The organism is Streptomyces sp. NPDC001231 (assembly GCF_042896885.1).
Classification (GTDB): Bacteria; Actinomycetota; Actinomycetes; order Streptomycetales; family Streptomycetaceae; genus Streptomyces.
Map to the genome: position 1 here is coordinate 137,989 of NZ_JBIAXS010000012.1, position 12,900 is coordinate 150,888.

Consider the following 12,900-nt stretch of genomic DNA (forward strand, 5'->3'; position numbering starts at 1 on the left):
AGTGGGGTGGTCGCCACGTGTACGACCCCACCGGCGGCTCGCTCCGGTCGCTTGTGGCTCCCGCCGGCTCGCGGAGGGATCCGCGCCCGCGGTCGGCCGGCGAACCGCCTCTCACCGGCCCCCGCCGGAGGACGGCAGGGCCCCAGCCGTGCCGCCCACGCAGGGACCGACGCCCGAGCGGTTCAGTGCTCGCGCGGCGCGGGGACCACCCGCTCGACCTCCGGGTGCACCGTGAGCAGTTGGCGCATGGCGCTCTCCGCCGCGGTGCCGTCGCCGCCCGCGACCGCATCGGCGATCCGGGCGTGCTGCGCCAGGGAGGCCTCGTTCGGCCGGTCGCAGCCCGTGACGGGGCTGCCGGACACCTGGAGGGCGGCCGAGACGATCCCGGAGAGGTGCTCCAGCATCCGATTGCCCGCGATCTGGATCAGGAGCGAGTGGAACTCGGCATCCGCGCGGGAGAAGGTGAGCGCGTCGCCCTGCCCCAGGGCGTGCCCCATGATCTCGACCATGTCGGACAGGCGCTGCTGGACGTCCTCGCGCGCGCGCCCGGCGGCGAGACGCGCGGCGAGCGGCTCGATCGTCCAGCGCAGTTCGCTGAGCTCGCGGCGCTGGTCGTCGCGCTGCGGCCCGAAGGCCCGCCACTCGATGATGTCCGGGTCGAGGAGATTCCAGTCGCTGACCGGGCGCACCCGCGTGCCGACGTTCGGGCGGGCGCTGACCAGGCCCTTGGCCTCCAGGACGCGGAGCGACTCGCGGACGACGGTGCGGGAGACCTCGAAGCGCTGGCCGATCTCCTCGGGCACCAGTGGACGGTCGGCGCCCAGGTCCCCGGAGACGATCATCTGACCCAGCTGCTGGACGAGTTGGCCGTGCAGTCCGCGGCCGCGGCTGCCCGCGGTACGCCGGCCCACGCGCCCCAGTTCCGGGTCGGCGCCCTCCCAGGCGGGGCTCGCGACGCGGTCGGGGGCGGTCGCCTCGGTATAGGGGTAACGGTCGAGTTCGCCCGGGCCGACGAGACCTGAGTCTGTGGAGCGGGCGGCGGTCATCATGGTGTGCGCAAGGGTACTCACGGATCCTTTGTCGGCGTCGTCTCCAACTCCCTTGAGGTCTTTGGTGAAAAGCACACGAAAGGGTGATCGCTCACTTCGCCTCAATTGACGCCTTATCGGAAAGAAATGGGCTCTCCCTGGGAAGTTGCGTGCAGAGCCCGACCGAAAGGGAGCGAACCCCTGTCATCGGGTCCGGCTCCGCAGGGCTGTCAGCAGGTAGGCGCACAGCAGCGCGACGAGCGTCAACGCCAGAGCGCCGCCCACGGGTTGGGCGATCATCCGCGCCGCGGCGGCCAGGTAGCGGTCACCGCCGAAGGGCCACTGGAGCAGGAAAATGTGGCGCAGCCGGGCGGGCAGACCGGTGGCGTTCCACGCCTTCCCTCCCATCGCCCACCGCACCAGGGGTACGACAAGCACCGGTACGGAGAGCACGGCCGCGAGCCCTCCCGTGGTGGACCGGAACACTCCCCCGGCCAGCACGCCGGCCCAGGCGCATCCCACCACGAGGCCGATCCAACTCACGCTCAACGAGAGCCAGTCGCCGGGGACCTGGGTGAGTTCCTGCCCGTACACGGCATAGAGCACTTCGACGTTGCAGCCGACCGTGAGGAAGGCGAGCAGCAGCGCGGTCGCGGTGGCCACGATCAGCTTCGCGGTGAGCAGTCCGAGCCGGCGCGGGACGGTGCCCCGGTCCGCCGCCAGCGCGGGGTGGCGGAACTCGTCGCCGAAGGCGAGCGCGCCGAGCAGCCCGGCGCCGAGCGCCGCCGGCGGCAGGGGCAGTTGCCACGGCCATGCCGCCAGCAGCCGGGGCTGGGGGGCGTGGCCCATCCGCCCCATGACCAGGGCCGTGACGGCGGAGCAGACGAGGACGGCGGCACCGACGAGGAAGCCGGTACGGACACCGACGGCCCGGCGCAGTTCGTACCGCAGGGGACGCAGGGGGCTGGGCCCGGGGCGGACGGAGATCGGGGGTGGAAGAGCGGACGAGGCCTCGAGTGCGACGACCTCGGCGGGACGCGGAGTCGGGATCGAGGGCTGCGGGGGTGCGGGGTGGGCGGGCGCGGGGTGGGCGGGCGCGGGGTGGGCGGGCGCGGGGTGGCTGTTCGTGGGGTGCCCGGACGTGGGCTCCCCGGACGCGGGATGGTCGGACGCGGGGTGCCCGTTCGCCGGCTGCCCGGACGCAGGATGGTCGGACGCGGGGTGGGTGGGCACGGGGTGGGTGGACACGGGGTGGGTGGACACGGGGTGGGTGGACACGGGGTGGGCAGACGCGGGGTGCCCAGTCGCGGGGTGCCCAGTCGCGGGATGCGTGGCCGCCCGCTGCTCGGCGGGGGGTTGGTCGGGGCGCGTGGGTGCCATGGCGGCTCCGTCCGGAGCTTCCGGAGGCGCGAACGGCTCCCGGGAGGGCGAGGTGATGCGGGCGGCGCCGGTGGCGGTCGCGGTGGCAGTAGCGGCCCTGTCCTCGGATTCGGCGGTCGAGTCGGGGAGTTCGGGGGTGGTGGTGGGGCCTAGGGCTTCGGAGCCGCTGGTCGAGTCGCGGGGTTCGAAGCCGGCAGTGGAGTCGAGGGTCAGGGAAGCGGTGGGAGGGGTCCTGGCCTCGGGGCCGGCGGCCGGTCCCGGCGGCTGGGAACCATTGGTGTGGGCCACACCGCCAGGGTGGGAGGTGGGCCACGAAACACCGGCACCGGCACCGGTGAGGGCGACCGAGTCGTCGAGGTGAGTGGTGATGTCCGGGCCATCGGAGCCGGTTGTGAGATCCGGGTCGTCGGGACGAGTGCCGGGCGCCCCTTCGCCGGGACCGGCCGCCGGGACTCGGCTTCCCGTGGGAGCCGCGGGGGCAGCCACCTTCACCCGCGGCTCCGGGGGCGCGCCGAAACCGTGCGCGGTGCCTGACGCATTGTCGGCACGGGGGCTGACCGACGGCGTCTCGCGCGTGGCGACGGACGGCTCCCCTGGGCACGTGGTGACGGACGGTTCCTCCAAGCTCGGGCGGACGGAGCCGTCCCCTCCGGCCGAAGGGGCGTACGTGCCCTGTTCACCCCCCGCGAGCCGGGCCCCCTCGGAGCACGGGACGCCTGCGGCGCTCGCTGCGAGCGCGGCCGCGGCCGGCTGCCTCTTCCCGGCGGCCGGTACGACAGCGGACGGCTGCTGCCCGTCTGGGGTCGCCGTCACCGTGGCCTCGGCCCGGGGTTCTTCGGCCATTGCCGCCGCCGAAGGCGTTGAACCCGCACCGGCGCCCATGTCACCGACCTCGTCGGCGAGTTGGTGGATGAGGATGCCGTGACGGAACGCGGCCTCGCCAACATCGGCACACGTACTGCCGTAGACGAACAGACGGTTGCCGCTGTCGCGTACGACCTCGACGGAGCGGCGGGCGGTACGGGCCTCCTTGGCCAGGAGGGCTCCGAGGCGGGAGGCGTGCGGGCTGCGCACGGTGACTCGGGGACGCAACCGGTGGCGGGCGAAGTCCGCGGCCTCCTGATCCGCGACGAGCCTGCCGCGTTCGAGCGTGACGACGCGGTCGGCGGCGCGGGCCGCCTCCTTGGGGTCGGCCGTGGTGAACAGGACCGTACCGCCCTGGTTCGCATGGGCCCGCAGCACACCGTGCAGCCAACGGCATTCCCGCGTCGGCAGTCCGTCGGCGGGGGTGTCGAGCACCAGCGTGTGCGGATCGGCCAGCAGGATGCAGGCCAGGCCCAGTCGACGGTCCACCCCCCGGGACAGCGTGCCCAGGCGCTCCTCCCGGAAGCTGACGAGGCCAACGGCTTCCAGGACTTGGTCGGCGCGCCGTGCCGGAAGACCCGCCGCGGCACAGAGCATGCGCAGATGGCCACGGACCGTGCGCGCGGGGTGCCCTGGGACGCCGCCCAGGAGAACGCCGACCTCGCGCGAGGGATGGGCGACGCGGTGCAGGGGACGACCCCTGAAGTAGGTGATACCGCAGCCCTGTTGGAGCTCGAGCATGAGTCTGAGCGTCGTCGTCTTGCCCGAGCCCGCCGTTCCGAGGAGCGCGGTGACACGGCCCGCGTGCGCTTCGAAGGAAACGTCGTCGACGGAGGGCGGAAGGTCCTTACGGGAATCGCTGGTCAGTCCGAAGGCCTGGATCACCCGCAGCAAGATAGCGCGTCATGTCCGGTTTTTTCGGGTATCACGGCTCGCATTCGCCAACCGTTGGCGTTACTCGGCTCCCTTCTCCGATGGGGCGACAGGACCGGTTCGGTGGGCCCGGCATCCGACTTGGCGAACGCGCCGACTCACGACGGCGACGGGCGGACGAGGGTCAGACCTCCGGGCGCAGCATCGGCGGGTTGAGCAGGGTGGCTCCCCCGGCCCGGAAGAGCTGGGCCGGCCGGCCGCCCTGGCGGGTGGTCGTCCCTCCGGTCGGCACGAGGAAGCCCGGGGTGCCCGTCACCTTGCGGTGGAAGTTGCGCGGGTCGAGGGCCACGCCCCACACCCCCTCGTACACACGGCGCAGTTCACCGACGGTGAACTCGGGCGGACAGAACGCGGTCGCCAGCGAGGAGTACTCGATCTTCGAGCGTGCCCGTTCCACTCCGTCCGCGAGGATCTGGGCGTGATCGAAGGCCAGCGGCGCCACCGGCTCTCCGTCACGGCCGTAGCCGCCCTGTTGCAGCAGTTCCTCCACGGGCGCCCAACGGGCGTGCTCGGCGTCGCCGCCCGCCCGAGGCGCGGGCAGGTCGGGAGCCAGGGCGAGGTGAGCGACGCTGACGACCCTCATCCGCGGGTCACGCTTGGGGTCGCCGTAGGTCGCGAGCTGCTCCAGGTGCGCGCCGTTGTCCTGGACCGGGGCGAACGGGTCGTGCACGCACAGTCCGGTCTCCTCCGCCAGCTCCCGTGCCGCCGCCTGCGCCAGATCCTCGTCGGCCCGCACGAAGCCTCCGGGAAGCGCCCACCGGCCCTGGAACGGCGGCTCACCCCTGCGCACCGCCAACGCGCACAGGGAATGACGGCGCACGGTCAGCACGACCAGGTCCACGGTGACGGCGAAAGGCGGAAAGGCTGACGGGTCGTAGGGCATGCCGCGATCATAGTCGTCTGCCTGACGATAAACACTCCATTCGCCGGTCGCATCGATGGCTGATCCGCTTCGGCCCTCCGTTCTCCCGCGGGCCCCGCGGGCGTTCGTTCACGGGCGCTTCTCGGCGGCGCCGCTCCCCCGGTCGGCACCCGACTTGTCGGCGCCTCGGCGACGCGGACCACCCTGTCCCGAGGTGCGCGTACGCGGACGACCCGGCGCCCTGGAAGGACCCGCGCATGGGCCGTCGGGCCGCGAGGTCGCGGGGCGCGACCCGGCCGGGACGGGGCCGTCCACGCGCGTCCGGCGGCAAGGGCGGGACGCCGGTTCGGGCGCCGTTGGGGTAGCGCCTCCGTCGGTTCCGATCGCCTCGCGCGGCACCGTGGCGACCTCGTCGTCCCCTGCGGCCGGTCCGTCCTGCGGCGTCTCGGCCCCGACCGCTGCCGCTCCCGTACCGGCGTCCGCGGTCTTCGACCGTGCGCGTCCTTGTCGCTCGGCGCGCAGGCAGCGCCGGACCGACTCGGGGTCGAGCCCCTCGTTGCAGGCCTGGTGCAGGAGGCGGGCGAAGAGGTAGTCGGGGTCCGCGCCCAGCGCCATGGCCAGGGCCTCCCGGGCCTCCAGCTGGTCCCCGGCCGACCAGGCCACCCAGCCGGCGAGGGTCAGGGGCGCCGCGGCGTGCTCTCCGTACGGGCCGACGCAACGACGGGCGAGCGCCCGCCACAGCCGCAGCGCCGGACCGGCCTCGTCTCCCTCCATCCACTCGGCGGCGCGGTCCCGTGTCGTACGGTCCTGGAGGCCCAGGACCAGTGCTGCCGCTTCCTCGTGGTCGAGCAGCTGGTCGTCGCGGAGGTCCGCACGGGCGTCACCGGGCACGAAGGGCGTCTCGGCGAACCGGGTCATGACGCGCTCGGCGAGCTTCAGAGTCTCCTCGGCCACCGACGCGCGCTCGACCTCGTCGAGGATCCTGGGCACCAGGGACAGTCCGGCGGCGTCCAGGGCGATCTCCTGTTCCAGGGCCGCGGCGGTATCCCAGGGGAGCAGCCTGGCCCGCAGCTCCTTCAGGCTGCCTCTGACCTGGATGCCCGCGTACGCCGCCGCGGCGGCCAGCACGGAGGTTCCGGGCAGTCCCATGGGCAGTCCGTCGTCGGGGCAGCAGCCGTCGGTCGGGCAGCAGTACGACCAGAAGCGCCCGTCGGAGATGCACAGCGCCTCGATCACGGGGACGTCGAGGTGGCCGCATTCCGTACGCAGTTTCTGGGCCAGCGGCTCCAGCCGCCGCACGACGTCCCGGCCCGACTCGTCCGTCGCCGGCTCCTGGCAGAGGAAGGCCACCATCTGCTCGGGCTTGGCACCCCTGCGCTCGCTGCCCGTGATCAGGCCGTGGGCCAGCTGACGGGCGGCGAACGGCCAGTCGTCCCTGCTGGCGGGAATGCCGAGCCGGGCACGGCCACCGAACCGGCCGCGCCCGCCCCGGCCGTTAAGCGCGACCAGGACGATGCTGTCCTCGGGGCGGTACCCGAGGAGATACGGCAGGGCGTCGGCGAGCTCGGCCGGAGTGCGGAGGGTGACCTGGTGTTCGGGGGCGGATCCGTCGTACGCGATGTCACCGTTTTCGAAGGATCCCGTCGTTTCGCTGTGATTCGTCATGTGCCGACGATCTCGCGGATCGCAAAAGTCCGCTTGGGCCTGTGGACAACTCTGGACGAGGACACGTCAGCCACGGCCCGCGTTCCGTCTCGGGCCCGACTGCCGGCCCGTCTCAGGTCTTTCCCGGTTGTCAGTGCCGTCCTGTTGTATGGGACGCATGGAGCACACGAACAACGCGGACCTCAGGAAGGCGGCCGACGCGGTCCTCGCCCGTCTGGTCGGCGACGACACGGGCACGGCCCGACTGCGTGAGGACCAGTGGAAGGCGATCGAGGCCCTGGTCGCCGACCGGCGCCGGGCCCTGGTGGTGCAGCGCACCGGCTGGGGCAAGTCCGCGGTCTATTTCGTGGCCACCTCCCTGCTCCGGGCGCGCGGAAGCGGCCCCACCGTGATCGTCTCCCCGCTGCTCGCCCTCATGCGCAACCAGGTCGAGGCCGCGGCCCGCGCCGGCATCCACGCCCGGACGATCAACTCGGCGAACACCGAGGAGTGGGACACCGTTCAGGGCGAGATCGCCGAAGGGGCGGTCGACGTCCTGCTGGTCAGCCCCGAGCGACTCAACAACCCGGACTTCCGCGACCAGGTCCTGCCCAAGCTCGCCGCGGCGACGGGACTGCTCGTGGTGGACGAGGCGCACTGCATCTCCGACTGGGGCCACGACTTCCGCCCGGACTACCGGCGGCTGCGCACCATGCTCACCGAGCTCCCGCCCGGTGTCCCCGTCCTCGCCACCACCGCCACCGCCAACGCGCGCGTGACCGCGGACGTCGCGGAACAGCTGGGGACGGGAGACGCCTTCGACACCCTGGTGCTGCGTGGTCCGCTGGACCGGGAGAGCCTCAGCCTGAACGTGCTGCGGCTGCCGGACGCCGCGCACCGGATGGCCTGGCTCGCCGACCACCTCGGCGAACTGCCGGGTTCCGGAATCGTCTACACGCTCACGGTCGCCGCGGCCGAGGAGGTCACCACCTTCCTGCGGCAGCGCGGCCACACGGTCGCGTCCTACACCGGCAAGACGGAGAACGCCGACCGGCAGCAGGCCGAGGAAGACCTGCTCGCGAACAAGGTCAAGGCCCTGGTCGCCACGTCGGCGCTGGGCATGGGCTTCGACAAGCCCGACCTCGGCTTCGTCGTGCACCTGGGGTCGCCGTCCTCCCCCATCGCCTACTACCAGCAGGTGGGCCGCGCGGGCCGTGGCGTGGAGCACGCCGAGGTGCTCCTGCTTCCAGGGAAGGAGGACGAGGCGATCTGGGAGTACTTCGCGTCACTCGCCTTCCCCTCCGAGGATCTGGTGCGCCGCACCCTCGACGTGCTCGCCCGCGCTGAGGGGCCCCTGTCGCTGCCCGCCCTGGAGCCCCTGGTCGAGCTGCGCCGTTCCCGGCTGGAGGCGATGCTCAAGGTGCTCGACGTGGACGGAGCGGTCAAGCGGGTCAAGGGCGGCTGGATCGCGACCGGCCGGCCGTGGACGTACGACGCGCAGCGGTACGAGTGGGTCGCGCGGCAGCGGGAGGCCGAGCAGCAGGCGATGCGCGAGTACGCGGCGGCGACGGGCTGCCGGATGGAGTTCCTGCAACGCCGGCTCGACGACGACAGCGCCAGGCCCTGCGGTCGCTGCGACAACTGCGCGGGTGCCCGTTTCACCGCGGACACCTCCACCGCGGCGCTGGACGCCGCGCGCGTGGACCTCGGCCGGGCCGGTGTGGAGGTACAGCCCCGACGTATGTGGCCAACTGGCCTGCCGGCGGTCGGCGTCGATCTCAGGGGGCGTATCCCGGCCGGTGAACAGGCCGCTGAGGGGCGGGCTTTGGGACGTCTCTCGGACATCGGCTGGGGCAACCGGCTGCGGCCGATGCTCGCGTCCCGGACACCCGACGCTCCCCTGCCGGAGGACGTGGCGCATGCGGTGGTGGGCGTACTGGCCGACTGGGCGAAAGGCCCCGGTGGCTGGGCCCCGGGCGCGGCGGACGCGGGACCGCGCCCGGTCGGCGTCGTCACCATGCCCTCTCGCACCCGGCCCCGGCTGATCCACTCCCTGGGCACGCACATCTCGGAGGTCGGCCGCCTGCCGCTGCTGGGCGGCGTGGAGTACACGCCGGACGCACAGCGGGTACCGAGGAGCAACAGCGCCCAGCGTCTGAAGGCCCTGGACGGGGCGCTGACCGTACCCCCCGACCTGGTTTCCGCCCTGGCCGCCAATCCCGGCCCGGTGCTGCTCGTGGACGACTTCACCGAGACCGGCTGGACCCTCGCGGTCGCCGCCCGCCTGCTCAGAAGGGCCGGCACGCAGGCGGTGATGCCACTGGTCCTGGCGGTGCAGGGCTGATGGGACACGTCTGCGGCCCAGGTGCACGACGCGGGCGGTCCCAGGAGTCGCGGGGCGAGCGCCGGGTAGGGATATAAGCCGCGGGTCGCCCGATAACGGCCGGTGCCCTCAATTGCTCGTTGCCGCATCCCAGTTCGACAGGAAGAATTGAAGTCCGCTCCCCGCACGGCTCAGCCGTTGGCCGGTAGGGCTCTCCTGCGGTGTGCGCTCCCCCGAATCCGATCCCGCCCGCAGTGTGGGCGCGTAGCCGAAGGGAGGAACGTGACCTTCGGATTCGCTCCGTCCTCGGCGGCATCGTTGTCGACGTCCGCCACCTCCGTCCACCGTGTGCTCGAACCCGCGGAGTGGGCGGCCTCAGGCATCCCTCTGCTGCGCAATCCGCGGGAGGTCGTCAGCGGACTGCACGCCCGGCACCACCCCAGGCCCGCCACCGCCGTGGTCGCGGTCCTCGACCTGGACGAGCGGCTGCGGGCGAGCGCCTCCTTCGCCCGCCGGTCGGCGCCCGCCGACGGCTGGATGTTCCGCAACGCGCTGCTGGCCCAACTGCGCCAGGTCATCCCGCACGACCTGCGGCGCCGTACCCCGGTGCGCACCGCCGTACTGCTCTACTGCCGTGACGGGGACGCGCGTTGGACCGAGGAGGACGGGGCGTGGATGTGGGGACTGCGTGACGCCTGCACGCTGCACGGGCTGCGCTGCGGGGCGTACATCACGCTGACCCGGGACGGCTGGCAGGTCCTCGGCGAGGGCCGCGGGGGCCGGCGGCCGCACGCGTACTCGGCACCCGAGCCCTTCGGCACCGCCGAGGCTCCGTCCCCGCTGCCGCGCACCGGCGGCGCGGCCTCCGAGGTGCTGCGCCGCGCGGCGGCCCGCTGACGGACGGCACGCCCCCGTCGTCCGCTCATGCCGGACGGTCAACCGGAGCGCGCACGACGAAGGTCCCGCCGCCGGTGTTACGGCGCGGCGGGCACGACGTCACCTTCTCTCGGCCCCCGGACGGGCTCAGGACCCCCGGACGAGCGCAGGACCCCCGGACGAGCGCAGGACCGCCGGACGGCCTCAAGGCCGCATGAGCTCAGGACCGCCGGACGGGCCGGACGCGGCTCAGACAGCCGCGCCCAGCACCGAGTTGATCTGCTGTGGGTCGCCGCAGACGACCATCAGCGCCCCGGCCTTGGTGTGCGCCAAAGACAGGGCCTTGGCTCCAGCGGCCTCAGGACCGCCGTTGACCGCGACCACGACCACGGGGCGGGACGCGGCACGCGAGGCCACGGCGGCGTCCGTGTAGAACACGTCGTCGCGCGCGTCGTGCTGCGCCCAGTAGGACGCCTCACCGAAGGACAGTTCGTGGACGGCCCACGGATGCGACTCACCGGTGGTGATCACCAGTACGTCGCCGGGGGCACGGCCCGACTCCAGGAGCAGGTCGACCGCTTCCTCGGCGGCGTCGAGCGCGCCGTCCGCGGAAGCCGGAACGAGTTGGATCTGAGGGGTCGCCGAGGCGGCGGGGACGGTCGCCCGCGACGGCTCGGGCTTGGCCGGGGCCGACTCCCGCGACACGCGCTGCGTCGGCGGCGCGGGCCGTGCGGGACCTGGACGACCGGGGCGCGGCGGAGCCGCGGGACGGGGGCCGGGAACGGGGCGGGGGGTCGGCGCGGTACGGCCGGCGGACGGCGTGACGCGGGGACCCTGGGCACTCTCGTGAATCTGAGGCTCCTCGGGAATGAGAGGCATGGGCTGATATTTATCAAACGTTGGTGCGGCTCGCGTGGGCGGGTGGCACTTCGGGCCGAGCGGAACGATCAGAAGTCGAAGCCGAGCTGGCCTTCGACCTCCGGAACGCCTCCGTCTGCCCAGACGCGGACCTTCTTGAGGTGCCGCCACCTGGGCAGCGCATCAAGATACGCCCACGACAGCCGGTGGTACGGGGTGGGTCCCCGCTCCTCCAGCGCGGCCTTGTGCACGGGCGACGGATATCCGGCATTGGCCGCAAAGCCGAAGTCTGCATGCTCGATACCCAGTTCGGCCATCATTTTGTCGCGGTGAACCTTGGCGATCACCGAAGCCGCCGCGACGGCCACGCACGACTGGTCCCCCTTGATGACCGTACGGACCCTCCAGGGGGCGCCGAGGTAGTCGTGCTTCCCGTCGAGGATGACCGCGTCCGGGGGGATGGGCAGCGCCTCCAGGGCGCGCACGGCCGCGAGCCGCAGCGCCGCCGTCATCCCCAGGCTGTCGATCTCCTCCGGAGAGGAGTTCCCGAGGGCGTACGCGGTCACCCACGTCTGCAGTTCCGCCGCGAGCTCGGTGCGTCGCTTGACGGTCAGCAGTTTCGAGTCGGTGAGCCCGACGGGCGGCCGGCGCAGTCCGGTGACGGCCGCGCAGACGGTGACGGGGCCGGCCCAAGCGCCGCGCCCCACCTCGTCGACACCGGCAATGACCTTCGCTCCGGTCGTGGCCCTGAGAGAGCGCTCGACGGTGTGAGTGGGTGGTTCGTACGGCATGGCGCCCTTAGCCTACGCTGCGCGGATCCCGCTGCGACACCCCGGTTTCCCTGGAGAACCGCGACGTCCCGCACCCGGACGGTCAGCGGTCGGTCGGGGCGGTGGCGGAACCATCGGCCGACCGGTCATCCCTTGGCGATCACGGCCCGCTCGTTCGCTCGTGCACATCCCGGCGTGGCGGGGCCATCGCCACCTGGACGACTGCGCACACGAGGCTGTTCGCAGCGTCGGGCCCCGCTCCACCCGGCCGAGCCCCAAGGGTTACGACGCCCAGAAGAGACCTGATCGTCGACTCGATCGCCCCTTCGGAGATCGCTCCTGGAAGCACTTCGTCCGCGTCGGATCGCATTCGTGAATCGACGTGCGAAACACGAAGCGGGGACGCCCCGGGCGCTCGCCCCCTGCGTCGGCAACGACCGCGAACCGGAGGTCACGCGGACATCGGGACCCAGCCGGGCAGCGCCTCCGTGCGCCGCACCCACTCGGCGGGCGGGGCCCCGGCCTTCCCCGAGGCGAGCACGCCGCCCACGATGGCGCAGGTGGTGTCCACGTCGCCGCCGGCCCGGGCGGTCGTCCAGAACGCGTCCTCGAAGTCGGCCAGACACCTGGCGGCGGACCACAGCGCGAAGGGCACCGTGTCGTGCGCCGTCGTGCGCCGTCCGCTGCCGAGGACCGCGGCGACGGTTGCCACGTCGCCGAAGTCGAGCATGTCGCGGGCACGCCGCAGACCGGCGCCGACGGCGCTCCTGGCCGGTACGAGGTCGATGACACCGCCGAGCAGTGCCTCCGCGCTCGGCGGTCCGCCGGGTGCGGCGGCCAGCGCGGCGGCCGCGGCCACGGCCATGGCGCCCACGACGGCCTCACGGTGCTGGTGGGTGGGGTAGGCGGAGATCTCGGCCTGGTGGGTGGCCTGCTCCGGGTCGTCCGCGTACCAGGCGCCCAGGGGCGCCGTGCGCATCGCGGCACCGCTCCCCCACGACCCGTGCCCCTTGAACAGCGCGGGCGCCAGCGTGCGCCAGTCGCCGCCCTCACTGATCCGCCGCAGCAGACCGGCCGTCCCCGCGCCGTACCCGCGCTCCGGTGCGTGGCGCCGGGCGAAGGACTCGGCCAGGGCGTCCTGGTCGACACGGTGATGGGCGGCCAGGACGGTGACGACGGAGCAGGCCATCTCGGTGTCGTCCGTCCACTGCCACGGGCCGGACGGCAGCTCGCGGCGCCTGAGCAGCGGGTAGTTCACCGGGGCGAAGAACTGCGAGCCCAGCGCGTCCCCCACCGCGAGCCCGCGCATGCTGGCCAGGGCACGCTCCAGGCGCACGCCCGGAGAGGAGTCAGGGGTCATCG

The 12,900-nt window shown here is 73.1% G+C and carries 9 protein-coding genes; 2 read left to right on the forward strand and 7 right to left on the reverse strand.

The annotated features are described in order from the left end of the window. Positions 1-182: 182 nt before the first annotated feature. From ACFY3J_RS17020 to ACFY3J_RS17035, 4 genes are all read right to left on the reverse strand, one after another. Positions 183-1,070: a FadR/GntR family transcriptional regulator gene (locus ACFY3J_RS17020; RefSeq protein WP_384184305.1), complete on the reverse strand. Its 888-nt coding sequence runs from the start codon at positions 1,068-1,070 to the stop codon at positions 183-185. Positions 1,071-1,232: 162 nt separating this feature from the next. Beyond that, the gene (locus ACFY3J_RS17025) at positions 1,233-4,157 is read right to left on the reverse strand and encodes an ATP-binding cassette domain-containing protein (RefSeq protein WP_390841120.1); all 2,925 of its coding nucleotides are present in this window, start codon (positions 4,155-4,157) and stop codon (positions 1,233-1,235) included. Positions 4,158-4,329: 172 nt separating this feature from the next. Beyond that, on the reverse strand, positions 4,330-5,088 hold the full coding sequence (locus tag ACFY3J_RS17030) for an NUDIX domain-containing protein (RefSeq protein WP_384184311.1): 759 nt from the start codon (positions 5,086-5,088) through the stop codon (positions 4,330-4,332). A 108-nt stretch (positions 5,089-5,196) separates the two neighbouring features. Next, entirely contained in the window at positions 5,197-6,732 is a 1,536-nt protein-coding gene (locus ACFY3J_RS17035; protein ID WP_390841121.1) for a DUF4192 domain-containing protein, read from the reverse strand. A gap of 157 nt (positions 6,733-6,889) precedes the next feature. Between ACFY3J_RS17035 and ACFY3J_RS17040 the strand changes: the two genes are divergently transcribed. Beyond that, positions 6,890-9,055: a RecQ family ATP-dependent DNA helicase gene (locus ACFY3J_RS17040; RefSeq protein ID WP_390841122.1), complete on the forward strand. Its 2,166-nt coding sequence runs from the start codon at positions 6,890-6,892 to the stop codon at positions 9,053-9,055. 261 nt (positions 9,056-9,316) lie between these two features. Next, positions 9,317-9,931, forward strand: a complete 615-nt coding sequence (locus ACFY3J_RS17045; RefSeq protein ID WP_390841123.1) for a hypothetical protein — start codon at positions 9,317-9,319, stop codon at positions 9,929-9,931. 228 nt (positions 9,932-10,159) lie between these two features. Here ACFY3J_RS17045 and ACFY3J_RS17050 read toward each other — a convergent pair whose 3' ends face one another. The 3 genes from ACFY3J_RS17050 to ACFY3J_RS17060 form a co-directional block, all read right to left on the reverse strand. Next, complete coding sequence (locus ACFY3J_RS17050) at positions 10,160-10,789, reverse strand: hypothetical protein (protein WP_384184320.1); 630 nt, start codon at positions 10,787-10,789, stop codon at positions 10,160-10,162. A gap of 68 nt (positions 10,790-10,857) precedes the next feature. Further along, on the reverse strand, positions 10,858-11,559 hold the full coding sequence (locus ACFY3J_RS17055; protein WP_141357638.1) for a ribonuclease HII: 702 nt from the start codon (positions 11,557-11,559) through the stop codon (positions 10,858-10,860). Positions 11,560-11,989: 430 nt separating this feature from the next. Next, complete coding sequence (locus tag ACFY3J_RS17060; protein WP_384184323.1) at positions 11,990-12,898, reverse strand: ADP-ribosylglycohydrolase family protein; 909 nt, start codon at positions 12,896-12,898, stop codon at positions 11,990-11,992. Positions 12,899-12,900 lie beyond the last annotated feature (2 nt).

Coding starts and splice junctions, on each gene's coding strand:
- ACFY3J_RS17040 (WP_390841122.1), top strand. CDS start 6,890: ATGGAGCACACGAACAACGCGGACCTCAGGAAGGCGGCCGACGCGGTC.
- ACFY3J_RS17050 (WP_384184320.1), bottom strand. CDS start 10,789: ATGCCTCTCATTCCCGAGGAGCCTCAGATTCACGAGAGTGCCCAGGGT.
- ACFY3J_RS17060 (WP_384184323.1), bottom strand. CDS start 12,898: ATGACCCCTGACTCCTCTCCGGGCGTGCGCCTGGAGCGTGCCCTGGCC.
- ACFY3J_RS17035 (WP_390841121.1), bottom strand. CDS start 6,732: ATGACGAATCACAGCGAAACGACGGGATCCTTCGAAAACGGTGACATC.
- ACFY3J_RS17055 (WP_141357638.1), bottom strand. CDS start 11,559: ATGCCGTACGAACCACCCACTCACACCGTCGAGCGCTCTCTCAGGGCC.
- ACFY3J_RS17030 (WP_384184311.1), bottom strand. CDS start 5,088: ATGCCCTACGACCCGTCAGCCTTTCCGCCTTTCGCCGTCACCGTGGAC.